This is a genomic window from Prosthecomicrobium sp. N25 (genome assembly GCF_037203705.1).
Classification (GTDB): domain Bacteria; phylum Pseudomonadota; class Alphaproteobacteria; order Rhizobiales; family Ancalomicrobiaceae; genus Prosthecodimorpha.
The window spans coordinates 274,903-298,589 of the sequence record NZ_JBBCAT010000001.1; the positions used below are offsets into that span (position 1 = coordinate 274,903).

The following is a 23,687-nucleotide window of genomic DNA, read 5'->3' on the forward strand; positions in this document are numbered from 1 at the left end:
GTCAGCGCTGGGAGCCGATCTCCTCGTCCCACTTGGCGAGGAGCCGCTTGCGCTCGGAGGACGAGCCGTACTTCTTGAAATCGTAGTCGATGAGCTTGACCTTATCCATCCGCGGCGACTGCTCGGGGAGCGGCGACTTGCTGTTGGACGGAACCTGATAGCTCTTGTTGTCGGCGCCGGTCTTCTGCGCCTCCACGGTCAGCGCGAATTCGTAGAAGGCCTGCGCGGCCTTCAGGTTCGGCGCGTTCTTGATGATCGACATGGAGCCGATCTCGTAGCCGGTGCCCTCGCAGGGGGCGACGACCTTGACCGGGAAGCCGTTGATGGCCTGGGTGACGCCGTCGTGCAGGAACACGATGCCGACGCCGGCCTCGCCGCGCCCGACCGCGACCGCCGGGGCCGCGCCCGACTTCGTGTACTGGCTGACGTTGACGTGCAGCGCCTTCATGTAGTCGAAGGCGGCCTTCTCGCCGAGGATCTGGATCAGGGACGCCATGGCGGTGTAGGCCGTGCCCGAGGAGTTCGGGTTGGCGATCTGGATCTCGCCCTTGAACTCCGGCTTCACGAGGTCGCTCCAGCAGGTAGGCTCCTTGATGCCCTTCTTGGCGAGGACCTCAGGGTTGTAGGCGAAGCCGAGGGCGCCCGCGTAGATGCCGACCGTCCGGTAGTTCGCCTCGGCGGCCTGCTTCTGTGCCCAGGGATGAAGCTCCGCGAACTGCGGCGACTTGTACTCCGCCGTCAGGCCCTCGCCCGCGGCCTGCAGGTGAGGGTCGCCCGTGCCGCCCCACCAGATGTCGCCCTTCGGGTTGGCGGCTTCGGCCTTGATCTGGGCGTAGGTCTCGCCGGAGGACTTGCGCGTCATGGCGACCGAGATGCCGGTCTTCTTGGTGAAGGCGTTGGCGATGCCCTGGCACCACTCCTCCTGCACGCTGCAATAGAGCGTCAGGTCCTGGGCGGCGGCCGGACGGGCGAAGGCGGCGACGCCGAGGGCGAAGGCGGCGAGCGCGACGCGGCGCGTGGGTGTCATGGTCGTTTCCTCTCAGTGCGGCGCCGGTCGCGGCCTCGGCCGGGGGCGCCTTGTCGTGGAGCGGAGCCTCTCCGGGCTCCTCGGGACCGGAGCCTCGCTGCGCCCGGTGAACCGCGGATGTCACGGTTTCCGGTGGCGGCTGAAATATTGTTAACCGGCGCCGCCGGTCGCCTCCCGGAAGAAGCCGGCAAGGCCGGGAGTCGCGGCCAGGATCTCGTTGCCCTTGGCGAGGCAGTCGCCGGAGAGGAAGCCGTTGACCCAGCCGCCGGCCTCCTCGACCAGACAGACCCCCGCCATGGCGTCCCAGGCATTGATGTGGCTTTCCCAGAAGCCGTCGAACCGCCCGGCCGCCACGTGTGCCAGCGCCAACGCGCCGGCACCGGGCATGCGGTAGACGCAGCCGCGCTCCAACACCCGCCGCAGCGTGTCGAGATGCAGGCCGATCGGCTTGCGGTAGCTGTAGCCGACGGCGAGCGTCGCTTCGGCCGGTTCGGCGGCGCCGGAGACCCGCATCGGCCGGCCGTTGACGGTCGCCCCGAGCCCTTCCGCGGCGGAGAAGATCTCGCCGGCGACCGGATCCACGATGACCCCGACCACGGACCGGCCATGGGCGTAGAGGCCGATCGAGACGCACCAGTAGGCGAGGCCGTGGATGTAGTTGGAGGTGCCGTCGATGGGGTCGACCACCCAGGCCACGTCCGCGGCCAGCCGATCCCCCTCCTCGCCTACGAAGCCGAAGTCGGGCGTGGCGGGGCGCAGGCGCTCCGCGATGATCGCCTCGCAATCCCGGTCGACCGCGCTGACGAAGTCCTGCGTGCCCTTGCTCTCGACCGAAAAGTCGCGGTCGCGGTAGCGCCTCAGCGCGACCTCGGCGGCCGCCAGCGCGGCCTCCTCGGCGAGACGGCGACAGGTCGCGAGCTGGTCGGGCGGCAGCGCAGGCATGGAGAATTCCCCCTTGGGTCTCGATCTCGCGCCAGTCTGGCGGGGCTCGATGAACGGCGGATTTCAAAGACGGCAGGTGCCGCCGGGCTCGCGTTGCAACGGTGACCGGCCCGTGAAAGAGTGGCGCGCCGGCCCGGCGGGCGCCGGCGGAAGCCAAGACCGGAGCGCCGGACCGGCCCGGACGGGCAGGGCGGCGCCAAGCCGGCCGTGCGGGAGGAAGCGGGTGCAGGGTGCGGAACGCCGCACGCGGATCGCGATCGTCGACGACGATCCGGCCTTGCGTGACGGCATCGCCGACATGGTGCGAACCGAAGGCTATGAGCCGCTGCCCTGCGGCTCGGCGGCGGCGCTTCTCGGCCTGATGGACGGCCCGCACGAGCCCGACCTCATCCTCCTCGACCTGCGGCTGCCCGACCGCGACGGCCTCGCGGTGGCGGGCGCAATCCGGTCCGCCAGCAGCGTGCCGATCATCATGCTGACCGGGCGCGGCGGCGACCTCGACCGCATCCTCGGCCTCGAGATCGGCGCCGACGACTACGTGGTGAAGCCCTTCAACAGCCGCGAGCTGCTCGCCCGCATCAAGGCGGTGCTGCGCCGCCTCGGCCGCGAAAGGCTCCCGGAGCGGCCGACCCCGGCGCTCCGCAACGGCTACCGCTTCGCTGGCCACGAGCTCGACCTCGACCGGCGCACCCTGACGGCTCCCACCGGCACGCCCGTGGCGCTGACGGTGGCGGAGTTCGACCTCCTCGCCGCCCTCCTCAAGGGCCACGGCCGGGTGCTGACCCGCGACCAGATCCTGGAGATGAGCCACCGCGGCAACGACGACGTCTTCGACCGTACCGTCGACGTGCTGGTGCTCCGCCTGCGCCGCAAGATCGAGCCGAACCCCGCGAGCCCGCGCTTCATCCGCACCGAGCGGGGCCTCGGCTACGTGTTCGACGGCGACGTCGAGGTCTTTCGCGCCCGGGAGTGAGCCCGGTCGCATCCCCGGCCCGGAACGGGCGCGGCCCGCGACGGCCCAGCCGGTTCACGTCCTCGTCAAATCGTCCGGGGTGGGCGGCAGGGTGATCTAGCTCAAGGCCGAGCGAGCCGGGGCCGCGGATGCTCGCCGGAATTGGAGTTCGGAATGTCTGAGGCCGTCGAGACCGCCAACGCCGCAGCCCGCGCGCCCCATCCGCTGCCGGCTGCTCACCATGTCGGGCGGACCGTCGCCTGGCTGATCCTCGCCCTGTCCTTCGCCGGCGCGGTCGGCCTCGGCGGCTATCGCCTGTACTACGGTCCGGAGGTCGCCGTTCAGGCTGCGCGGCGCGCGGATCTGGTGAAGACCGTGGTGGCGACGGGCCACGTCGAGACGCCCTACCGGGTCGAGATCGGCAGCCAGATCACCGGCGTGGTGGGTGCGGTCGCGGTCGAGGAGGGCGAGGCCGTCCGCAAGGGCGATCTCCTGGTGACGCTCGAGACGGACGAGCTCCGGGCCGTCCTCGCCCAGGCCGAGGCCGCGGTCGCGCAGGCGAGCGCGCGGCTCCGCCAGATCCGCGAGGTCTCACGGCCGGCGGCCGAGCAGGCCCTCCGCCTGGCGGATGCGAACCTGACCAACGCGCAGGCGGCCTTCGAGCGGGCCGACCAGCTCACCCGCAACGGCTTCGCGACCCGCTCGGCGCTCGACGAGGCGACCCGGGCGCTCGAAGTAGCGCGGGCCCAGAAGGCGACTGCCGACCTGCAGCTGCGCACCGTCCAGGACGACGGCAGCGACACGCTTCTCGCCGAGACGCTGCTCCGCCAGGCGGAGGCGAGCCGCCGGACGGCCGGCGCCCGCCTGGCCTATGCCGAGATCCGGGCGCCGCGCGACGGCGTCCTCATCAGCCGCAGCGTCGAGAACGGCATGGTGGTGCAGCCCGGCAAGGCCCTGCTCGTCCTCGCTCCGGCGGGCGAGACCCAGGTCGTGGTGCAGATCGACGAGAAGAACGTCGGCCTGCTCCGCGTCGGGCAGAGCGCGCTCGCCTCCGCGGACGCCTACCCGGACCGCCGCTTCCAGGCGACGGTGTCCTACATCAACCCGGCGATCGACCTCAACCGCGCGAGCGTCGAGGTGAAGCTGCGCATCCCGGACCCGCCGGCCGAGCTCCGCCAGGACATGACCGTGTCGGTCGACATCGAGGTCGCGCGCCGCGGCCAGACCGTGGTGATCCCCGCCCGCGTCCTGCACGACCCGAACACGGCCGCCCCCTACGTGCTGATGGTGGCCGACGGCCGCGCCGTCGCCCGGCCTGTCCGGCTGGGTCTGCGGGCCGGCGACACCGCCGAGGTGCTGGAGGGCGTCGCGCCGGGCGACCGCCTGGTCCCGCTCGCGGCAGGGATCCGCGCCGGCCAGCGGCTGAGGGCGGTCGGGCCATGAGGTTCTGGCGGAGCTTCGAGTGGATCACGGCGGTCCGCTTCCTGGTCCAGGGGAAGATGCAGACCGCCTTCATTCTCGGCGGCTGCGCGCTCGGGGTCGGGGTCATCGTCTTCATGTCGGCCATGCTGGCGGGGCTGCAGGCGAACTTCATCAGGCGCGTGCTCACCTCGCAGGCGCATATCCAGATCGTGCGCCCGGACGCCGTCGCCCGCCCGCTGCGCGCCGCCCCCGGCCTCGTGGAGGCCGCGATCGTGCAGCAGCCGACCCAGCGCACCCTCTCGCTCGACCAGTGGCAGTCGACGCTGGCCGCCCTGGAGGCGCGCGACGACATCGTGACGGCCTCGCCGACCGTCACCGGATCGGCTCTCGGCAGCCGCGGGGCGGTCACCAAGAGCCTGTCGGTCACCGGCGTCGACCCGGCCGTCCACTTCCGGATCGTGCGCATCCCCGACTACCTGGTCAGGGGCGAGGCCCGCCTCGGCAGCGACGACATCCTGATCGGCACGGATCTCGCCCGCGACCTCGGCATCGACGTCGGCGACAAGCTGACCGTCACGGTCTCGGGCGGCCGTGCCCGGGTGCAGACCATCACGGGCCTGTTCGACCTCGGCAACCGCGGCGCCAACCAGCGCACCGTCTTCGTGGCGCTGCGCACCGCCCAGAGCCTCTTCGGCATGCTCGGCGGCGCCTCGACGATCGACCTCGCGGTCCGCGACATCTACGCCGCCGAGACCATCGCGCGCGACATCGAGGCGACGCTGCCGGTCGAGGCCGACAGCTGGATCCGCACCAATGCCCAGTTCTTCACCGCCGTGCGCGCCCAGCGGAACTCGAACACCGTCATCCGCGTCTTCGTCGGCTTGTCGGTCGCCTTCGGGATCGCGGCGGTGCTGATCGTCTCGGTCATCCAGCGGGCCAAGGACATCGGCATCCTGCGCGCCATGGGCACCCGCAGGGGCCAGGTCATGCGCATCTTCCTGATCCAGGGGGCGCTGCTCGGCCTCGGCGGCTCGCTGGCCGGCTCCGCCCTCGGCGGGTTCGGCCTGATCCTCTGGCACGACCTCGCCCGGCAGGTCGACGGGTCGGAGCTCTTCCCGCTGATCCTGGAGCCGTCCCTGTTCGCCGCCGCCGCCGGGCTCGCCACCCTGACCGGTCTCGCCGCTGCGGTCGCCCCCGCGCTGCGGGCGGCCGGCATGGACCCCGTGGAGGCGATCCGTGGCTGACCTCCTGGCCGTCGAGGACCTGCGCAAATCCTACGACATCGGCACCCCGATCGAGACCGAGATCCTGCACGGCCTCTCCTTGCGGATCCGCCACGGCGAGTTCGTCGCCCTGATCGGCCCCTCGGGCTCGGGCAAGAGCACGCTCCTCAACATCATCGGCCTTCTCGACCGCCCGACCTCCGGCCGCCTGCTCATCGACGGCCGGGACGTCACCCGCATGGGCGACGCCGAACTGACGCGCCTGCGCGGCGAGACCATCGGTTTCGTGTTCCAGTATCACTACCTGATCACCGCCTTCACGGCGGCCGAGAACGTCATGATGCCGCTGCTGGTCGCCCGCGGCGGGCGGGACGACGCCATGGCGGCGCGCGCCGCCGAGCTCCTGGACTGGGTCGGCCTCGCCCGCTGGCGCGACAACCTCGCCTCGAACATGTCCGGCGGCCAGCAGCAGCGCGTCGCCGTCGCCCGCGCGCTCGCCATGAACCCGGCCCTCGTGCTCGCCGACGAGCCGACCGGCAACCTGGACAGCCGCTCCGCCGAGACGGTCTTCGCCCTGATGCGCGACATCAACCGCCGCAACGGCACCGCCTTCCTGTTCGTGACCCACAACATGGGCCTGGCGAAGCGCTGCGACCGCACCATCGAGGTGATCGACGGCCGCATCGCCGCCTGAACGCAAAGGCCCGCGACGCAGCCGCCCGCCGTCAGCCGAGGAGGTAGGGGTAGCGGGCGAGCGTCCGCTGCTCGAGCCGGCGGGCGTCGCCCCAGGCGGCGAGAACCACGCGGATGAAGGTCAGGATCATCATGGCCATGTCTCCGTCGCCGAAGCCATAGCACGGGATGGTGCAATGCAACATGTGCGACGCACAACGCCGCTATGCGGCGTCGCAGGCCGTGCAGATCGGTCCCGGCCGCCGCCCCCCGCCGGCCCTGGCCGGCTCCAGGGCCAGGAAGCCGAGCGCCGTGCGCCGGCAGTCGACCATCCTGAGATGGTGCCGCCACGGGATCGTGCCGCTCGTGAGCCCGAAGAAGACCGGCCAGAGCGCGTCGGGCACGCGTTCGCCCGGCCGTCCCGCCTCCACGGCCCGGGCCCGCGCCATCAGGACGTCGGCCTCGACCGGCACGGCCTCGCCCTCGTCCCCGTCCGTCTCCTCGGCGCAGTCGCACATGGTGGCTCTCCCCTCAGGCGTCGAAGCCGGCTTCCGTCGTCCGCGCCAGGACGCCGTTGCGCCGCCGCTCCCGGATCCACGGCAGGACCAGCGTGGCGATCACCATCACCCACAGGACGTTGCCGAGGGTCGAGGAGAACAGCACCGTGAGGTCGCCCTGGCCGACGCGCAGGGACCTCAGCAGGTACTGCTCGAAGAGCGGCCCCATGATCACCCCGACCAGGATCGCGGTCACCTCGTAGCCGGTCTTGCGCGCGATGTAGCCGATCACGCCGCAGAAGAGCGCCAGGCCCATGTCGAAGATGTATTCCCGCTCCGAGAAGGCCGCGATGGTGATCATCGACAGGATCAGGGGCACCAGGAACCGGTTCGGGATCCAGACCACCCGGCTCATGTAGCGCGCCAGCGGCAGGATCATGAGGATCATCAGGAGGTAGCAGACGAACATCTGCATGTAGATCGAGTAGACGAGATCCGCCCGTTCGATGAAGAGCCGTGGCCCGAGCAGGACGCCGTGGTAGGTCAGCACGATCATCATGATGGCGCCCGTCGTCCCGCCCGGGATGCCGAGCGCCAGGACCGGGATGAGGGTGCCCGAGGTGACCCCGTTGTTGGCCGATTCCGGGGCGATCACGCCCGGCGGATGGCCGGTGCCGTAGAGCTCCGGGGTTTTCGAGGAGATCTTGGAATAGTGGTAGGCCAGGAAGGCCGCGATGGTCGAGCCGGCGCCGGGCAGAATGCCGATGATCAGGCCGATGAGCGAGGTCCAGACCGTCTGCCACCAGTAGCGCCCGGTGATGACCAGCCCTTCCAGCGTGTCGGCCCAGCGCGCGTCCTTGGCGGCCGTCAGCTCGTCGGAGGAAACGATCGTCTCCGTCTCGATCATCACCAGGGCCTCCGAAATGGCGAAGAGCCCGATCAGGACCGGGATGAGCGGGACGCCGTCGTAGAGTTCGAGGAGCCCGAAGGTGGCCCGCCCCGTGCCGTAGATCGGGTCGGCCCCGATGCTGCCGATCATCAGCCCGAAGGCCCCGGCGATGAGCCCGCGCACCATGTCCTTGGCGGCGATCGCGGCGATGAGGGTCAGGCCGAAGACCATCACCACCACCATCTCGACCGAGCGGAAGTAGAAGCCGAGCTGGCCGAGGGCCGGCAGCATCACCATGGCCAGGATGGTGGTGAGCATGCCCCCGAAGGCCGAGGCCGCGAAGCAGAGCACGAGCGCCTGCTGGGCCTGCCCCTTCCGGGTCATCGGGTAGCCGTCCAGCGTCGTCGCCGCCGCCCCGCCCTCGCCCGGCATGTTGAACAGGATGGCCGGGATGCCGCCGCCGAGCTGCGTCGTGCAGTAGAGCGAGATCATGAAGGCCATGGCGGCCTCGATGCTCATCTCCAGGGTCAGCGGCAGGAGGATGATCAGCGTGTTCTGCGCCGAAAAGCCCGGCAGGATTCCGACGATGATCCCGAGCAGCATGCCGGGAACGATGACCCACCAGAGCGATAGGGACTGGAGGAAGATGTCCAGCATCGAGGCACTCGCTTCAGCGGGCCGGCCCGAGGGCCGCCGGGATTGTCCAGGGGAGGGCGGAGCCAGCCCGCGCCGGCAGCGCCCTCATGCGAGCGGCTCCAGGATGTCGAGGCCGTCGTTGCGGTCGATGACGTAGACGAGCCCGCGCTCGTCCACCGTGACGTCGTTGGACTGCGGGCTCTCCTGTCCGGGCGGGGGCTCGGGAATGTACCAGCCGATCTCCTCCGGCTCGGACGGGTCCGAGATGTCGAGCATCCGGAGCCCGCCCGAGAACCAGGTGCAGTAGAGCCGGTCGCCGGCGACGCGCTCCTGGAATTGGTGCGCCCCGAACCGGCCCTTGCCGCTGAAGGGCGAATCCCGCTCGCTCAGGTGGAACATGGCGAGCGGCCGGATGTCGGCACGGTCCTCCACGTCGAAGAACCACAGGCCGCCGTGGAGCTGGCCCTTGCGGTGCTCGTGCTCCTCGTCGACCGCCACGGCCACCTGCCGGCCCCGGTGGCGGACCGGCACGGGCGCGACCGTGTGGGTCGGCTCGGGAAAGGGGGGATGGTAGTTGTAGCTGCCGACCGTGCGCAGTCGGGTGATGTCGGAGGCGTCGATCACCCGCAGGCCCGCGTACCACACCGAGGCCCACAGCTCGTCGCCGAATCGCAGGGCGTGGTGGAGGCGGTGGCTCTGGCCCTTCCAGGTCGGGGTCTCGCCGCCCGCCACATGCTGTCCGGGCATCCACCAGCGCGACACCTCGGCGGGCCGGGCCGGGTCGCGGATGTCGTAGACCACCAGGATGTTGCCGACATAGCCGTCGAGCTCGGTCGAGATGTAGGCGTAGCGCGCGTCCATGTCGAAGCGGTGCACCCCGACCCCGCCGGTCCTGACCGTGGCGATCTCGCGCGGGCGGGTCCGGTCGGAGACGTCGAAGACCCGGAAGCCGCCGTCCCGGTATCCCTCCGCCAGGGTGTGGCGCAGCCGGGGCAGCAGGCCTTCCGGGACGTTCAGCGCCGCCCCGAGCTCCGCGTCGCTCGGCGGGCGCCCGAGTTCCGCGGCGAGCCGCGCCTCGACGGTCGGCAGGGTCGCGCCGCGCCGCAGGGCGTGGCGGTCGTTCTGCTCGACGTTGGCGATCATGATGTCGCCGCAGACCCTGACCTTGTGGGTGTGGGAAGCCTCCCCGGCAAGGTCGATGGCCGCGGCGAGGCGCGGGTTCGCGGGGTCGCGCACGTCGACGATGCTGGTGCCGTGCGGCGGCTTCATGTGCCCCACATAGGCGAAGCCGTCCTCGACCACGACCTGGCCGCCGCCCGGAATCCGGAGGTGGCCGACCCTTCTGAGATTGCGGGAGAGCGGAACGTCGGCCATCGGGGGCGGGCCTCGCGGGTGGACGGGAGCGGAGGACTCAGCTGCGGCCGAGGAGGGCGTCGATCGCGGTCTCGACCAGGCCGGCCGGAAGCCGCGACTGGAGGAGCAGCATGAACAGGACGTAGACGGTGGCGGCGACCGCGAAGGAGATGCCGACGAGCTGCGCGGGGCTGCGCACCCCGAGCACCCACATGGAGCTCGCCATGGCGAGGAAGAGGCCGAGCGTGGTGCCGACCCAGGGCATCGCCGCGATGAAGACGCCGAGGATGACCACGAGCGCGACCCGCTGGAACTGGAACACGGACCGGTCCGCGAGCGCCCCGAGGCCGAGCGTGGCGCGGCGGGCGGCCACGTCCCGCCCCACCCTGAAGACCTGGACGGCCACGAGCGCCAGCAGGACGACGCCGATGACGGTGCCGTTGGCGCGCGCCTCCCAGACGAGGCGGGAGGAATCCACCAGGAAGTAGATCGCCAGCGCGGCGCCGAGCACCGGGATGATCAGCACGGCGCCGAGCGCCGGCCGTTCCCGCTCGCGCACGACCCGAACGCCGTCCTCGGCCATTTCGTCTCTCCTCGAACCCGGGGAACTGGCCGGCGTCGCCGGACGGCGGCGCCGGCAGGCCGGCCTACTTGGCGGCGCTCAGGACCTTCTCGTAGCGCTGGGCGAGCTCCAGCATGCCGAGCGCGTAGTCCATGCAGACCTTGCGGTCGCCGTATTTGAGGGATTCCGCCGGGGAGCCGGCCTTCACGTAGGCGTCCCGGAAGGTCGGGTCGGCATGCGCCATCTCGGCCGTCTTCTGCAGGAAGTCGAATTCGGCCGGATTGGCGTCCGCCCACTCGGTGTGGACCGCCCAGGCGCGCGACGAATAGAGGTCCGGGATCTTGGTGCCGAACACCTGGTTCACCGTCGGGGCGTTCTCGGTGAGTTTGGCGAAGATGTTCTCGCCGCTGAACACGCCGAGCACCTTCAGCCGGTCCGTCATCGACAGCGTGCCGGCGATCGGCAGGGCGCCGATGTCGGCCTCGCCGTTCAGCACCGCGATGTAGGTCGGGTTGCCGCCGCCGTAGGGGATGAGGTTGAACTTCGCCCCGACCGCGTCGCCGAGCGCCAGGATGCCGATCGAGGCCGGGTGCGGGATGCGGCTGACCGCGACGTTGAGGGGCCGTTTCTTGGCGGCGTCGACGATGGACTGCAGGTCCTTCAGTGGCGAGTCCCGCTTGACGAAGATGCAGCTGTCGTCGATGTCCATCCGGCAGAAATAGGTGATATCCTGCGGGAACTTGAAGTCGGGCTTCTGGACCGCGTACATGATCATCTCCGGCCCCATGTTGCCGAAGAGCAGGTGGTGCCCGTCGCGCGGATTGCGCTTGACGAAGAGCTCGTAGCCGACCTGTCCGGCGGCGCCGGGATGGAACGTGTACTCGAACTGCTTCTTCAGGTGCTTCGACCAGGCGTCGTCGAAGGGCCGCGCCAGGCGCTCGGCGCCGCCGCCCTGGCCGGTCGGGATGATGACTTTGAAGTTGCGCTCCGGATAGGGCTTCGCCGCGAGGGCGGGTCCTGCCCCAGCGAACAATGCGCCCGCCCCGAGCGCGCCAAGGCCGAAGGCGCGCCGCGTGATCAGCGTCTCGGACATCGTTTCTCTCCCATGTGGGCGCCCCGGTTCTTCTGGCCGGAGCTTCGGATTTCCTGGATCGATCTCGTCTTCCTGGTCCCGTTCCCGACCGCCCGTGGCCGATCGGCCCTCCGCCGCCGCCTCCTGTCGGCCCGGATCCCGATCGCCGGACGGCCCGCGTCGACGGGCCGTCTCGACAGGCACCCTGGCTCGCGTCCAGTCTTCCGGCTGGGAAGGCTCCCGGTCCCGCGACGCGGTGTTGCAACCAATTCCAACTTGGTTACATTGATCCGCAGCGGTCCGGGGCTGTCAAGCCCATTGGTTACGGAAGCCTGATCGCATTAGAGCTTCCAGATATATGGACGGGCGCATGCAGGACGGCAGGGAGATCGGCGGCATCGGGGTTGTGATGCAGCTCCGTGCATACTTGGCGCAGGCCGCGCTGCCCGCCAACGGACGCCTACCCCCGGAGCGGGACTTGGCCTCCGAACTGGGGGTCAGCCGGGCGGAGCTCCGCAAGGCGCTGGCCGCCCTGGAGGCCGAGGGCAAGCTCTGGCGGCACGTCGGCAAGGGCACGTTCCTCGGCAACCGCCCCCTCGACGCCACCACGGACGTCGCCGGCCTCGTGCAGCGGACCAACCCCGCCGAGGTCGTCAAGGCGCGGCTGGCGCTGGAGCCCGAGATCGCCCGAATCGCCGCCGTCAGCGCGACCCCGGGCCAGATCGCCCAGATGCGCGAGTGCCTCGCCCGGGCCCGCGAGGCCGAGACCTGGCGCCAGTACGAGATGTGGGACAACCAGTTCCACCGCACGATCGGCGAGGCGACCCAGAACACGCTCCTCCTCGGCCTGCTCGACACCCTGAGCGCGGTCCGCCGCGCCGTCAGCTGGGGCCGCCTGCGCGGCGAGCGGCCCCGGCCGCCGCCCGACCACCACAGCTTCGCGGAGCACGAGGCGGTGGTCGCCGCCATCGAGGACCGCGACATGAACGGGGCCGCCGCCTCGATGCGCCTGCATCTCCTCGCGGTCGAGCGGAACCTGCTGGAGCGGCCCTACTTCGAGGACCAGCAGGCTTCCTCGATGCCCCGGACGCGGGCGGGCGGCTTCTGAGCCGGCCCCATGGGGCCGGAATCCATGAAAGAAGGGAGCGGGACCATGAAGAGACGCCGGCTGGGAGCCCTCGAGGTCTCCTCCATCGGGCTCGGCTGCATGAGCATGACGCCGGTCTACGGCGACCCGAGCGAGCCCGAGGCGATCGCCACCATCCGCCGGGCGGTCGAGCTCGGCGTCGACCTGATCGACACCTCCGACGCCTACGGCTTCGGCGCCAACGAGGAGCTGGTCGGCCGCGCCCTGAAGGGCATCCGCGACAAGGTCGTGCTCGCCACCAAGTTCGGCAACATCCGCAATCCGGACGGAAGCAATGCGGTGGACGGCCGGCCCGACTACGTCCGCCAGGCCTGCGAGGCGAGCCTGCGCCGGCTCGGGGTCGAGACCATCGACCTCTACTACGTCCACCGGATCGACCCGACCGTTCCCATCGAGGACACCGTCGGCGCCCTCGCGGATCTCGTCCGGCAGGGCAAGGTCCGCCATGTCGGCCTGTCGGAGGCCGGGCCGGACACCATCCGCCGCGCCCACGCCACCCACCCGATCGCGGCGCTGCAGACGGAATACTCCCTCTGGACCCGCGACCCCGAGTCGGAACTCCTGCCGCTCTGTCGCAGCCTCGGCATCGGCTGGGTCGCCTATTCGCCGCTCGGCCGCGGCTTCCTGACCGGCGCGGTGGAGAGCCTCGACGCCCTCGGCCCCAAGGACCGCCGCCGCGACATGCCGCGCTTCCAGGGCGAGAACCTGACCCGGAACCTGCGCCTGCTCGACGTCCTGCGCGCCGCCGCCGCCCGGGAGGGCTGCAGCCCGGCCCAGCTCGCGCTCGCCTGGCTCCTGACCCGGGGCGACGACGTCGTCCCGCTCCCGGGCACCAAGCAGCGCCGCTGGCTGGAGGAGAACGTGGCCGCGACGTCGCTCGCCGTTTCCCAAGCCACCCTGGACGACCTAGAGGCCGCCTTCGTCCCCGGCGCCGCGGCGGGGACCCGCTATCCGGAACCGCAGATGAAGCGCCTCGGGCTCTGACGGCGGCCATGACCCCCGAGCCCGTCCACCTCCTGATCGCCGGCGCCGCCAAGGCCGTCGTCCTCCAGCTCGCCGAAGCCCTTGCGGCGGAAGGGCATTTCCGGCTGGCGCCGGCCTTCGACACGGTCGGCGCCCTGCGCGACCGCGTGCTGGCCGGCGAGCCCGCCGCCGCCACGATCCTCAGCGACGAGGCCCTGGCGGCTGTCCGGGCCGCGGGCCTGGGGCGCGGCGAGATCCTCCCGCTCGGCCGAACCGGCATCGGCCTGGGGATGCGGCCCGGCCTCTCCCCGGCCCCCATCGACAGCCCCGAGGCTTTCCGGGCATTGCTCGGGTCCGGCCTGACGATCGGCTACGCCGACCCGTCGCGCGGGGCGACCGCCGGCCGCCATTTCCGCGCCCTCCTCGAGCGGACCGGCCTCGCCGACCCCCTCCGGGACCGCCTGAGGATGTTCCCCTTCGGCGTGGACGCCGTGGCGGCGCTCGCCCGCGGCGAGGTCGACCTGGCGGTCAGCCAGGCGACCGAGATCGTCACCGTGCCGCAGGTGACCTTCCTCGGCACCTTCCCGGAGCCCTACGCCCTGACCACCGGCTACGGGGCCCTGGCGCTCGACGAAAGCCCCGGCGCGGCGGTCTTCATGGCCTGCCTCGCCGCCCCGGAGACGGCCCCGATCCTGGCCCGTTCGGGCTTCTTCTGACGCGAGACGGCGGTCAGCCGGTCATCAGCGCATGGAGGCCCTGAGCCACGTAGACGGCCCCGAGCGCCAGCACCACGCGGCGGGTCCAGACCCGGAACTGCGCGTCCGTGATCCGGTCCAGCACCGCCCGGCTGAGGCTCGTCCCCGCGATCGCCGCCGCGACGGCGAGGCCGTAGACGAGCCCGCCGAGGTCCGCCTCCGGCCCCGCGACCCCGCCGAAATAGACGAGCCGGGACAGGTGCGTGACCACCTGGCAGGCCGCCTTGGTGGCCACCACGGCGCGCCGGTCGAGCGTCGTCCGCACGAAGAAGAGGTCGAGCGTGGGACCGGAAACGCCCGAGAGATACTGGAGCGCGCTGCAGATCAGCCCGCAGGCCTCCGCCCCGAACCGCCGGTCCGCCCGCACGGCGAGGCGCTCGGGCAGGGCCATGACCAGGAAGGGCGAGAGCCCCAGCACCAGGAGCACGACCGCCCGGTCGGGCACCAGGCGCACCAGCCAGAAGGCCGCCAGGGCGACGGCGAGGCCGACCGTGTAGCGGGCGAGGATGCCCCAGTCGACGTAGCGCCCCCAGAGCAGCGCCCGCCAGCCGTTGGAGCTCATCTGCGTGACCGCATGCAGCACCATGGCGGCCGGCACCGGCAGGACGACGAGGAGCACCCCCATCAGGATCATGCCGCCCGCCATGCCGAGCACCCCGGCCAGGAACGATGTGCCGAGCACGAGCAGGACGAGACCGGCGAGGAGCTGCGGGGTGATCATGGGCGGGAGCGGGTCGGGGTCCGAGGGAAGGGGGCGATGGGGCGGGGACGGTCTCCGGGAGACCTACCCGCTGGGCGCCGCCGCGCCAAGGAGCGTCCCTCCCCGGCGCGGCGGCGGGATCGGAATCGGCACCGGAATCAGACTTGGAATGGCTTGGAAGCCGGGCCGGAGACCGCCGATTCGCATCCCGGTGCGGTCGCGATTCCGATCTCCGGCCGGTGCCGCCGCCCACGGCGCAGCACCCCGCTCGCCTCGCGGAGGCCGTCGCCTCCAGCTTCGAACCCCGCTCGGCTTCCCTTCCGTGAGAGGTCCGGCCGGCATGGCACCCGTGCCTCGCGATCGTTGACAGGCTTCCGACAGCCTGCATACCATCCCGGAATTGGTCAACCAATCGGAGCCGACATGAAGGTCGCATGCTTCGCCCTGGACGGCGTCCGGGGCATCGGACTGGTGGACGAGGCCGCGGCGGCCGTGCGGCCGTTCGAGCCGCCCTTCGCCGACATGGTCGCCCTGATCGAACGCTTCGACGAGGTCCGTGACGGCCCGAGGACCGGGGCCCCGATCCCGCTCGCGCAAGTGAAGCTGCTGGCGCCGATCCCCGAGCCGCGCCGGAACATCTTCTGCGTCGGCAAGAACTACAGGGACCATGCCCGCGAGTTCGCCGGCAGCGGCTTCGAGGCCGGCGCCGTCAAGGGGCAGGAGATCGACGCCTACCCGGCCGTCTTCACCAAGCCGCCCTCCAGCGTGATCGGCCCCGGCGACACCGTCGACCTGCACGCGAACGTCACCCAGGCGGTCGACTACGAGGCCGAGCTGACGATCGTGATCGGCAAGGCCGGCCGCGACATCCCGGCCGAGCGCGCCTTCGAGCACATCTTCGGCTACACGATCATCAACGACGTGACGGCGCGCGACCGGCAGAAGAACCACAAGCAATGGTTCATGGGCAAGGCGCTCGACACCTTCTGCCCCATGGGCCCCTGGATCACGACCGCGGACGAGATCGACGCCGAGACTCTCCAGGTCATCTGCCGGGTCAACGGCGAACTCCGCCAGAACGCCAATACGCGCGACCTGATCTTCGGCATCCCGAGCCTGATCGCCACCATCTCGGGCGGGCTGACGCTCGTTCCCGGCGACCTGATCGCCACCGGCACGCCCGCCGGGGTCGGGATCGGCTTCAACCCGCCGAAGTTCCTCGAGGCGGGCGACGAGGTGGCGATCACGATCTCGGGCATCGGCACCCTGATGAACCGCTTCGCCTGAGCGGCCGGCCGGCGCGGCCGGCCCGAGCCGAGACACCGACCCCGAGGGAGACGCTGCCATGGAGACTGACACGGGCCCTCTGCCGGGCCGCGAGCACTGGACGCGCAAGGGCGACGTCCGCCTCTTCCTGTGGGAGAAGGCGGCCGTGCCGGGCCCGGAGCGCAAGGGCACGATCCTGTTCGTGCACGGCTCCTCCATGGCCTCGCAGCCGACCTTCGACCTGACCGTCCCGGGCCGGCCGGACTCCTCCGTGATGGACTGGTTCGCCCGCCGCGGCTTCGACACGTGGTCGGTCGACATGGAGGGCTATGGCCGCTCCGACAAGCACCGGGACATCAACGCCGACATCGCCAACGGCGCCGACGACCTGGAGGCCGCGTCCGAGTACATCCTGACGGCGCGTGGCTGCGGCCCGCTCCTCGTCTACGGCATCTCGTCCGGGGCGCTCAGGGCCGCCCTCTTCGCCGAGCGGTACCCGGACCGGGTGCGCCGGCTCGCCCTCGACGCCTTCGTGTGGACCGGCGAGGGGAGCCCGACCCTGACGGAGCGCGCCAAGCGCCTGCCCGAGTTCCTCGCCCGGAACCGTCGCCCGGTCGACCGGGCCTTCGTGCATTCGATCTTCAACCGCGACCATCCGGGCACCGCGGACACGGAGGTGGTCGAGGCCTTCGCGACCGCGATCCTGGCGCTCGACGACAGCCTGCCGACCGGCACCTACGTGGACATGTGCTCCAGGCTGCCGATCGTCGACCCGCGGCGCATCACGGTGCCGACCATCCTGATGCGCGGCGAATACGACGGCATCGCCAGCTTCGACGACCTGATCCGCTTCTTCACCCTGCTGCCCAATCCCGACAAGCAATTCGCCGTCATGCCCGGGATCGCGCACGCGTCCTTCCAGCAGAAGAACTACCGGACCGTCTACCACATCCTCCACGCCTTCTTTACCCAGCCCGACCCGGTCTACCGGGGCTGAAGCCGGCTAAGGACCTTCTCCATGCGCCAACGCCGGCTCGGAATCGACGGACCGCTCGTCTCCGCCATGGGGCTCGGTTGCTCCGGGATGAGCGCGGACTACGGGGTGCCGGACGACGTCGAGTCGGCGGCGACCATCCGCCGGGCCCTCGACCTCGGCGTCACGCTGTTCGACACCTCCGACGCCTACGGCGCTGGGCGGAACGAGGAGCTCGTCGGCCGCGCTCTCGCCGGGCGCCGGGCGGAGGCCTTCCTTTGCACGAAGTTCGGCAACATCCGGGGCCCCAACGGGGAGCGGGGCGGCGTGAACGGCCGTCCGGAATGGGTCCGCGCCGCCTGCGAGGCGAGCCTCCGGCGCCTCGGCGTCGACGCCGTCGACCTCTACTACCAGCACCGGGTCGACCCGGCCGTGCCCATCGAGGAGACGGTCGGCGCCATGGCGGAGCTCGTCCGGGCCGGCAAGGTCCGCCACCTCGGGCTCTGTGAGGCGGGGGCGGAGACCATCCGGCGCGCCCATGCGACCCATCGGCTCGCGGCCGTCCAGATGGAATACTCGCTCTGGACGCGGGATGCCGAGGCCGGGATCCTGCCCACCCTGCGGGCGCTCGGCATCGCCCTCGTCGCCTACAGCCCGCTCGGCCGCGGCTTCCTGACCGGTGCCTTCCGGAGCCGGGCGGACCTGATCCCGACCGACCGTCGCCATGCCCATCCCCGCTTCCAGGAGGGACATTTCGAGCGCAACCTCGACCTCCTCGGCGTCATCGAGAGCCGGGCGGCCGAGAAGGGCTGCCGGCCGTCCCAGCTCGCGCTGGCCTGGGTCCTGTCGCGTGGCGAGGACGTCGTGCCGATCCCCGGCACCAAGCGCCGCAGCTGGCTGGAGGAGAACGCCGCGGCCCTGTCGATCGAGCTGACCCGCGAGGACGAGCAGCGCCTCGAAGCCGTCTTCACGCCCGGCGCCGCCTCCGGCCCGCGCTACCCCGAGCGGCAGCTCAAGGGATTGGGCATCTGAGGGCCCGAACCTCGGGGCCTCCCCTCTCCCCGCACCCCCGGCCGCAGCGCTGCGAATGGCCGCCCGCGCTGGATCCCGGATCTGCGGCGCGTGCCGCGCCTTGTCCGGGAACGCGGGTGGAGCGGGTTAAGGTCCGACCTTCTCCTGTGTCCCTGAGACTCCGTGAGCCGGGTATCATAGGATCGTGGCGACCGGATCCCGAAAGGTCCGGCCCGCGTTTGGGAGAGACGAGACGCCGAAGGGGGCGTCGCCCCGCTGCGAGGAGGAAAGCCGGCCATGAGACCCGTTGCGCTCGCCCTCCTGCTCGTGGGTAGCCTGCCGGCTGCCGCCGCGCCCTTCGAGGGCACCTGGGCGCCGACCTTCCCGGCCTGCGCCGATCCGGACGCGGCCGTGAAGCTCTATGCCCACCGGATCGAACGGGCCGGCGGGTCCTGCGGGATCGGGCGGCTCCGGACGGAAGGCAACGCCTACGACGCCGTCGCCTGGTGCCGACGGGGGCTCGCCGAGACGCCGGAGCGGCTCCGCTTCGAGGTCCTGAACGGCGACCTGCGGATCACCTACCCGGACCGGGGCGACCGGGAGCGGCTGGTGCGCTGCTGAAGCGGGCCCCGCTCAGACCCCCATCGACGCCCTGAGCCGTTCCAGCCACGTCATGGCGAGCGCGCCGTCGGCGATCGTCGGGGCGGCGGACTGTTCGCCTTTGAGTGCCGCGACCGCGTCGGCCAGGAGGGCGTGGTAGCCCTTGTGGTCCTCGTTGGCGGCGGCGGTGAAGTTCGGCTTCCAGGTCAGGCTGTCGACCGCGTCGTCCAGGGTGGCGGCGGGGTCGTCGGTCTTGAAGGGCGGGTCCCGGTGGAACCGCACCTCGACCACGTCCTCGATCTCCAGGCGCCGGTGGTCGCCCATGATCTCGATCCGCTCGACCGGCGTCCCGCGCGACTGCACGGTTCCCATCACGATCGTCCCGACCGCCCCGCAGGCGAAGTCGACGGCCGCGTGGAAGAGGAGCCGCCCCGGCTTCGCCTCGATCTTGCGGGCCGAGAGGGCGGCGATCGGCGAGACGAGGTGCGCGGCGAGGTCCATGTAGTGCACGCAGTGGTGCAGGAAGAAGCCGGTGTAGTCGACGTTGCCGACGAAATAGCCCGGGGCCGTCATGTAGTGGCCCGTCAGGCCCAGAACGCGGCCGAACCGGCCCGACGCGATGATGTTGTGCGCGATCTTGTTGCCGACCGAGTAGCGCTTCATGAAGCCGACCACGACCGGCCGGCCGGCCGCCTCCGAGGCCGCCTGGAGCTCGCGGGCCCCCGCCGCCGTGGCGGCCGGCGGCTTCTCCATGAAGACGCCGAGCCCGCGGGCGAGCGCCGCCTTGCCGAAGGCGAGGTGCTGGTCGGGGCCGACCGCCATGCCGACCGCGTCGAGGCCCGGCGTGGCGATCAGGTCCGCCGCGTCCGTCGTGGTGCGGGCGACCCCGAACTGGCGGGCGGCGCGGGCGAGCCGCACCCCGTCGATGTCGCAGAGCGCGGCGATCTCCACGTCGTGGCGGAGGAGCTGTGGCAGCAGCATCTGGGTCGCGTGGGTGCCGCAGCCGATCCAGCCGATCTTCAGGGTCATCGCCGATGCCTCGCGAGGGTCAGGTGGGAGCGCAGGAACGCGACGCTGGCGGCGAGCCGGTCGTCCTCGTTTTCGTGCGGCGGGCGCCATTGGGCGAAGGGCACGCCGAAGCGGTCGTCGTTGCGGCGGAACGGCTCGAGCGAGATCGGCCCCGCGTAGCCGACCTCCACCAGCGCCCGGCAGACGGCGACCCAGTCGATCGAGCCCGTGCCGAGGAAGCCGCGGTGGTTCTCGTTGGCCTGGAAATGCACCGTCCGGGCGCCGGCCTCGCGGATCGCCTCCGCGATCGAGGCCTCCTCCATGGCCATGTGGAAGGTGTCGAGCATGATCCCGACCGCCGGATGCGCCACCGCGTCGACGAGCCCGATCGCCTGCCGGGTCGTCGACACGACGTCGGTCTCGAAGCGGTTGAGGGGCTCGACCGCCAGCGTCACCCCGGCCGCCGCCGCATGGTCGCCGGCCTCGCGCAGGCCCGCAAGGCAGCGCTCGAAGCGGGCGAGGCGCTCGGCCTCCTCCACGGGGGCCGGCGGCCGGCCGGCGAAGACGAGCGGGTTGCCGTAGAGCGGGCCGCCCACGATGGCGGCGCCGAGCCCCGCGGCGGCGTCGACCGCGTATTTCAGGTAGTCGATCCCGGCCCGGTGGGCCGAGGGCTCCGCGCTCGAAAGGTTCCGCTGCAGGTTGACCCGGGCGGCGAGCGCCACCGTAAGCCCGGCGTCCGCGATGGCGCGCCGCGCGGCGCCGAGGTCGAGCTCGCCGGGCTCCGGCACGAGCAGCTCGACGAAGTCGAAGCCGAGCCGCTTCATCCGGTCGAACAGGGGGAAGTGCTCGGCCGTGAAGGGCCGGGCGAACTGCATGGAGATGAGGCCGATGGGGTTCACGGGTGCTCGCAAGTTCGGGTCAGCCCTTGACGGCGCCCTGGGTGAGGCCGCCGACCAGGCGGCGCTGGACGAAGAGGAAGAGGACGGTCGCCGGCAGCGCGCCCACGATGCCGCCGGCGGAGAGCAGCCCCCACTCGATCTGGTACTCGCCGATGAGCGTCTGGATCGCGACCGTCATGGTCCGCGTGCTCCGGCCGCCGAGCGTCAGGGCGTAGAGATATTCGTTCCAGGCGGTGATGAAGATGTAGATGCCGGTCGACACGATCCCGGGCGCGAGCAGCGGCAGCACCACGCGCCGGAGCGCCGACAGCTGCGAGCAGCCGTCCGTCATGGCCGCCTCGTCGAGGCTCTTCGGGATGCCGTCCACGTAGCTCGTCAGCATCCAGACCGAGAACGGGATCGCTACCGTGGCGTTGGCGAGGATCAGGGCGAGGTGGGTGTCGAGGAGCCCGGCCTGCCGCATCAGGACGAAGAGCGGCAGGATCAGGAGCACGACCGGGAACATGTTGACGAGCAGGAACTGCAACATCAGCACGCGCCGGCCGGGGAAGCGGAAGCGCGAGATCGCGTAGGCGGCCGGGACGGAGACCGAGAGCCCGACCACCACGGTGCCGAGCGCGACGATCAGGCTGTGCCCCATGTTGGCCGCGAAGGAGGTGCGCGCGAAGAGCCGGACATAGTGCTCGACGGACCAGTCGAGCGGGTTCGCCGCCACCCCGGCCGCCGCGAGCCGGTCGCCGGGCGTCACCGAGGTGAGGAACATCCACGCGAAGGGCCCGAGCGCGACGAGCACGATGGCCGCCACGGGCAGGTCCGTGGTCAGGATGCGCCGCAGGGTGGACGGCCGCCGCCTCATCGCGCCCGCTCCCGCGCGGTCCGGGCGACATAGACGGCGACCACCCCGGCCAGCAGCAGGGTGAAGGTGACCGCGATCGCCGAGCCGTAGCCGAAGTCGAGGTTCTGGCGCGCCTTCACGAAGGCGTAGAGCGGCAGCGTGTAGGTGGCGTAGCCCGGACCGCCCCCGGTCATCACGAAGATGACGTCGATCGAGTTGGCGACCCAGATGATGCGCAGGAGCCCCGCGGTCGCCAGCACCCCGGCGATGCCCGGCAGGGTGATGTGCCGGAACTGCCGCCACGGGCTCGCCCCGTCGATCGCCGCGGCCTCGTAGTGGCTCTTGGGGATCGACTGCAGCCCGGCGAGGATCATGACGGCGAAGAAGGGAAAGCCCTGCCAGGTCAGCGTCGCCACGACGGCGTAGAGGGCGACGTCCGGGTCCGCGAGCCAGGGCACCGCGGCCTTGACGAGCCCGATGCGCAGCAGGAGCTCGTTGGCGATCCCGATCGTCGGGTCATAGATCCAGCGCCACATGAGCGCGATGACCACGCTCGGCAGCGCCCAGGGGACGATCACGAGCGCCCGGGCGAGCCCGCGCCAGGGGAACTCGCGGGCCAGCAGCAGCGCCGCGACGAGCCCGAGACCCATCTGCAGCGGCACCGTCAGGCCGATCCAGAGCGCTGTGTGGCCGAGCGCGATCCAGAAGACCGGATCCCCCCAGAGCTTGACGTAGTTGCCGAGCCCCACGAAGGCCGTCGCATTCGGCTTCCACAGGACGAGGTCGTAGAGGCTCATCGACGCGGCCTGCAGCATCGGCAGGAAGACGATCGCCACCGTGACGATCACGGCCGGGGACAGCATCGCGTAGGGCAGCAGCCGGAGCCGCCGTCGGGGAGCACCGTCCAGGAGGGCGAGGTCGGGGCTGGCGGCCGTCATTTGTCGGAGGCCTTGGGTCCTGGTGAAGCCGGGTCGGGGGACCGGGCCGGTCCCGAAGGTCCGGCCCGGCGGGGAAGGCGGGCACCCCACAGGGGGTGCCCGGAGGCGCTCACTTGTCGTAGAGCGCCTGGATCTCCTTCATCATCTGTTCCGACGTGATCTGCCCGGTCAGCGCGCGCTGCATGGCGGTCGGCCACACCGTATTGACGAAGTCGGCGGTCGCGGGCGTCTGCGGCAGCACCGCCGCGAAGGGCACCGAGGCGACGGTCGCGTCGACGAAGCGCTGCTCGTGCAGCTTCCAGTCCTTGGAACCCGACTTGGTCACGGTGAGCTGCCCCGTCGCCTGGTTGAAGCGCACGTTGTTCTGCCCCTCGGCCAGGAACGAGATCCACTTCCAGGCCGCGTCCTTGGCCTTGGAGGCGGAGAACACGGCGAGCGACTCGTCCCCGTAGGCCGTCCAGGCCTTCGGACCGCAGGAAGGCACGGGGGCGGCCGAGACCTTGTCGCCGAGCGCCTTGACCATGTCGTTCGACGACCCGATGTGGTGGATGGTCATGGCGGTCTTGCCGGACTTAAAGGCGCCGACCGTCTCCTGGAAGCCGTCGTTCGGGGCCGACGGCGGGAACACCTTGTGGACCCGGGCGAGGTCGATCACCCACTGGTTGGCCTTGATGGCGTCGGGCGTGGTGAGTCCGCCCTTCGCCAGGGTCACGCCGCGCGACAGCACGAAGGTCGCCCAGTGGTCGTGCCCGCCCTTGCCGCCCCGGAAGCCGAAGCCGTAGACGTCCGGCGTGCCGTCGCCGTTGGTGTCCTTGGTCATCGCCTTGGCGGCGGCCAGGAACTCGTCGCAGGTCTTCGGCGGCGCCAGGCCCGCTTCCTTGAACCAGTCGGCCCGATAATAGAGGTAGAGCACGACATACTGGATCGGCAGGTAGTACTGCTTGCCGTCCGGGCCCTTGTTGAGGTCGACGAGGCCGTCGAGCAGGTCGGCCTTGCCGGCCCAGCCGTCCAGGCGCGCCCCGATCGGCTCGAGCGCGCCCATCTCGACGAGGCGCGGCTGCGCGAAGAGCTTCACCATCGCGGCATCCGGTGCGTTGCCGCCGACGATCGCAGTATAGAGATTGTCGTAGTAGCTGTTCCAGGGAACGTTCTCGGCCTCGATCTTCACGCCCGGGTTCTTCGCCTCGAAGTCCTTGACGAGGCTCGACATCGGGTTGTCGGGGTTGTCGAAGTGGTACCAGAAGCGCACCGTCTGGGCCTGCGCGGCCGTGGCCATGAGGCCGGCCGCGAGGCTCGCGCCGGCGATGAGGGTCTTCAGCGACATCGTCTCCTCCCTTTTTCGTTC

At 71.2% G+C, this 23,687-nt stretch carries 24 protein-coding genes; 11 read left to right on the plus strand and 13 right to left on the minus strand.

Going from position 1 to position 23,687, the window contains the following annotated elements:
- Window position 1 precedes the first annotated feature (1 nt).
- Window positions 2-1,027 carry an ABC transporter substrate-binding protein gene (locus tag WBG79_RS01250; RefSeq protein WP_337355294.1) on the minus strand — a complete coding sequence of 342 codons (1,026 nt, stop codon included), beginning with the start codon at window positions 1,025-1,027 and terminating at the stop codon, window positions 2-4.
- A 150-nt stretch (window positions 1,028-1,177) separates the two neighbouring features.
- Window positions 1,178-1,969 carry an inositol monophosphatase family protein gene (locus WBG79_RS01255; protein WP_337355295.1) on the minus strand — a complete coding sequence of 264 codons (792 nt, stop codon included), beginning with the start codon at window positions 1,967-1,969 and terminating at the stop codon, window positions 1,178-1,180.
- A gap of 223 nt (window positions 1,970-2,192) precedes the next feature.
- On the opposite strand from WBG79_RS01255, the gene WBG79_RS01260 reads away from it, so the two are divergent.
- The 4 genes from WBG79_RS01260 (at window position 2,193) to WBG79_RS01275 (ending at window position 6,260) form a co-directional block, all read left to right on the plus strand.
- Window positions 2,193-2,942: a response regulator transcription factor gene (locus WBG79_RS01260; RefSeq protein ID WP_337355296.1), complete on the plus strand. Its 750-nt coding sequence runs from the start codon at window positions 2,193-2,195 to the stop codon at window positions 2,940-2,942.
- A 153-nt stretch (window positions 2,943-3,095) separates the two neighbouring features.
- Window positions 3,096-4,364 carry an efflux RND transporter periplasmic adaptor subunit gene (locus WBG79_RS01265; protein WP_337355297.1) on the plus strand — a complete coding sequence of 423 codons (1,269 nt, stop codon included), beginning with the start codon at window positions 3,096-3,098 and terminating at the stop codon, window positions 4,362-4,364.
- Window positions 4,361-5,587 (plus strand): ABC transporter permease, encoded by a 1,227-nt coding sequence (locus WBG79_RS01270; RefSeq protein ID WP_337355298.1) that lies wholly within the window; start codon window positions 4,361-4,363, stop codon window positions 5,585-5,587. The genes WBG79_RS01265 and WBG79_RS01270 overlap by 4 nt, the downstream gene beginning before the upstream one ends.
- Window positions 5,580-6,260 carry an ABC transporter ATP-binding protein gene (locus WBG79_RS01275; RefSeq protein ID WP_337355299.1) on the plus strand — a complete coding sequence of 227 codons (681 nt, stop codon included), beginning with the start codon at window positions 5,580-5,582 and terminating at the stop codon, window positions 6,258-6,260. Before WBG79_RS01270 ends, WBG79_RS01275 begins: the two co-directional genes overlap by 8 nt.
- A 202-nt stretch (window positions 6,261-6,462) precedes the next feature.
- On the opposite strand, the gene WBG79_RS01280 is transcribed toward WBG79_RS01275, so the two are convergent.
- From WBG79_RS01280 to WBG79_RS01300, 5 genes are all read right to left on the minus strand, one after another.
- Window positions 6,463-6,756, minus strand: a complete 294-nt coding sequence (locus WBG79_RS01280; protein ID WP_337355300.1) for a hypothetical protein — start codon at window positions 6,754-6,756, stop codon at window positions 6,463-6,465.
- Window positions 6,757-6,769: 13 nt separating this feature from the next.
- Window positions 6,770-8,281, minus strand: coding sequence for a tripartite tricarboxylate transporter permease (locus tag WBG79_RS01285; RefSeq protein WP_337355301.1), 1,512 nt, complete (start codon window positions 8,279-8,281; stop codon window positions 6,770-6,772).
- Window positions 8,282-8,365: 84 nt separating this feature from the next.
- Window positions 8,366-9,634, minus strand: coding sequence for an LVIVD repeat-containing protein (locus WBG79_RS01290; RefSeq protein ID WP_337355302.1), 1,269 nt, complete (start codon window positions 9,632-9,634; stop codon window positions 8,366-8,368).
- A 37-nt stretch (window positions 9,635-9,671) separates the two neighbouring features.
- Window positions 9,672-10,196 carry a hypothetical protein gene (locus WBG79_RS01295; protein WP_337355303.1) on the minus strand — a complete coding sequence of 175 codons (525 nt, stop codon included), beginning with the start codon at window positions 10,194-10,196 and terminating at the stop codon, window positions 9,672-9,674.
- Window positions 10,197-10,260: 64 nt separating this feature from the next.
- Complete coding sequence (locus WBG79_RS01300) at window positions 10,261-11,268, minus strand: tripartite tricarboxylate transporter substrate-binding protein (protein WP_337355304.1); 1,008 nt, start codon at window positions 11,266-11,268, stop codon at window positions 10,261-10,263.
- Between the two features lie 349 nt (window positions 11,269-11,617).
- Between WBG79_RS01300 and WBG79_RS01305 the strand changes: the two genes are divergently transcribed.
- From WBG79_RS01305 to WBG79_RS01315, 3 genes are read left to right on the plus strand one after another with little or no spacing between them, the layout of a single operon-like run.
- The gene (locus tag WBG79_RS01305) at window positions 11,618-12,355 is read left to right on the plus strand and encodes a FadR/GntR family transcriptional regulator (RefSeq protein ID WP_337355305.1); all 738 of its coding nucleotides are present in this window, start codon (window positions 11,618-11,620) and stop codon (window positions 12,353-12,355) included.
- Window positions 12,356-12,400: 45 nt separating this feature from the next.
- Complete coding sequence (locus WBG79_RS01310) at window positions 12,401-13,378, plus strand: aldo/keto reductase (protein WP_337355306.1); 978 nt, start codon at window positions 12,401-12,403, stop codon at window positions 13,376-13,378.
- An 8-nt stretch (window positions 13,379-13,386) separates the two neighbouring features.
- The gene (locus tag WBG79_RS01315; RefSeq protein WP_337355307.1) at window positions 13,387-14,073 is read left to right on the plus strand and encodes a molybdate ABC transporter substrate-binding protein; all 687 of its coding nucleotides are present in this window, start codon (window positions 13,387-13,389) and stop codon (window positions 14,071-14,073) included.
- Window positions 14,074-14,086: 13 nt separating this feature from the next.
- Here WBG79_RS01315 and WBG79_RS01320 read toward each other — a convergent pair whose 3' ends face one another.
- Window positions 14,087-14,833 carry a TSUP family transporter gene (locus tag WBG79_RS01320; protein WP_337355308.1) on the minus strand — a complete coding sequence of 249 codons (747 nt, stop codon included), beginning with the start codon at window positions 14,831-14,833 and terminating at the stop codon, window positions 14,087-14,089.
- 402 nt (window positions 14,834-15,235) lie between these two features.
- Between WBG79_RS01320 and WBG79_RS01325 the strand changes: the two genes are divergently transcribed.
- The 4 genes from WBG79_RS01325 (at window position 15,236) to WBG79_RS01340 (ending at window position 18,683) form a co-directional block, all read left to right on the plus strand.
- Window positions 15,236-16,099 (plus strand): fumarylacetoacetate hydrolase family protein, encoded by an 864-nt coding sequence (locus tag WBG79_RS01325; protein WP_337355309.1) that lies wholly within the window; start codon window positions 15,236-15,238, stop codon window positions 16,097-16,099.
- Between the two features lie 58 nt (window positions 16,100-16,157).
- Entirely contained in the window at window positions 16,158-17,075 is a 918-nt protein-coding gene (locus tag WBG79_RS01330; protein ID WP_337355310.1) for an alpha/beta hydrolase, read from the plus strand.
- 21 nt (window positions 17,076-17,096) lie between these two features.
- Window positions 17,097-18,083, plus strand: coding sequence for an aldo/keto reductase (locus WBG79_RS01335; RefSeq protein WP_337355311.1), 987 nt, complete (start codon window positions 17,097-17,099; stop codon window positions 18,081-18,083).
- 276 nt (window positions 18,084-18,359) lie between these two features.
- The gene (locus WBG79_RS01340) at window positions 18,360-18,683 is read left to right on the plus strand and encodes a hypothetical protein (protein ID WP_337355312.1); all 324 of its coding nucleotides are present in this window, start codon (window positions 18,360-18,362) and stop codon (window positions 18,681-18,683) included.
- 12 nt (window positions 18,684-18,695) lie between these two features.
- Here WBG79_RS01340 and WBG79_RS01345 read toward each other — a convergent pair whose 3' ends face one another.
- The 5 genes from WBG79_RS01345 to WBG79_RS01365 all read right to left on the minus strand — a co-directional run bounded on the left by WBG79_RS01345 (window position 18,696) and on the right by WBG79_RS01365 (window position 23,666).
- The gene (locus tag WBG79_RS01345) at window positions 18,696-19,691 is read right to left on the minus strand and encodes a Gfo/Idh/MocA family protein (RefSeq protein WP_337355313.1); all 996 of its coding nucleotides are present in this window, start codon (window positions 19,689-19,691) and stop codon (window positions 18,696-18,698) included.
- Window positions 19,688-20,569, minus strand: a complete 882-nt coding sequence (locus WBG79_RS01350; RefSeq protein WP_337355314.1) for a sugar phosphate isomerase/epimerase family protein — start codon at window positions 20,567-20,569, stop codon at window positions 19,688-19,690. The genes WBG79_RS01345 and WBG79_RS01350 overlap by 4 nt, the downstream gene beginning before the upstream one ends.
- Before the next feature lie 19 nt (window positions 20,570-20,588).
- Window positions 20,589-21,425, minus strand: a complete 837-nt coding sequence (locus WBG79_RS01355) for a carbohydrate ABC transporter permease (protein WP_337355315.1) — start codon at window positions 21,423-21,425, stop codon at window positions 20,589-20,591.
- On the minus strand, window positions 21,422-22,342 hold the full coding sequence (locus WBG79_RS01360; RefSeq protein ID WP_337355316.1) for a carbohydrate ABC transporter permease: 921 nt from the start codon (window positions 22,340-22,342) through the stop codon (window positions 21,422-21,424). The genes WBG79_RS01355 and WBG79_RS01360 overlap by 4 nt, the downstream gene beginning before the upstream one ends.
- 109 nt (window positions 22,343-22,451) lie before the next feature.
- Entirely contained in the window at window positions 22,452-23,666 is a 1,215-nt protein-coding gene (locus WBG79_RS01365; protein WP_337355317.1) for an ABC transporter substrate-binding protein, read from the minus strand.
- Window positions 23,667-23,687: the final 21 nt, after the last annotated feature.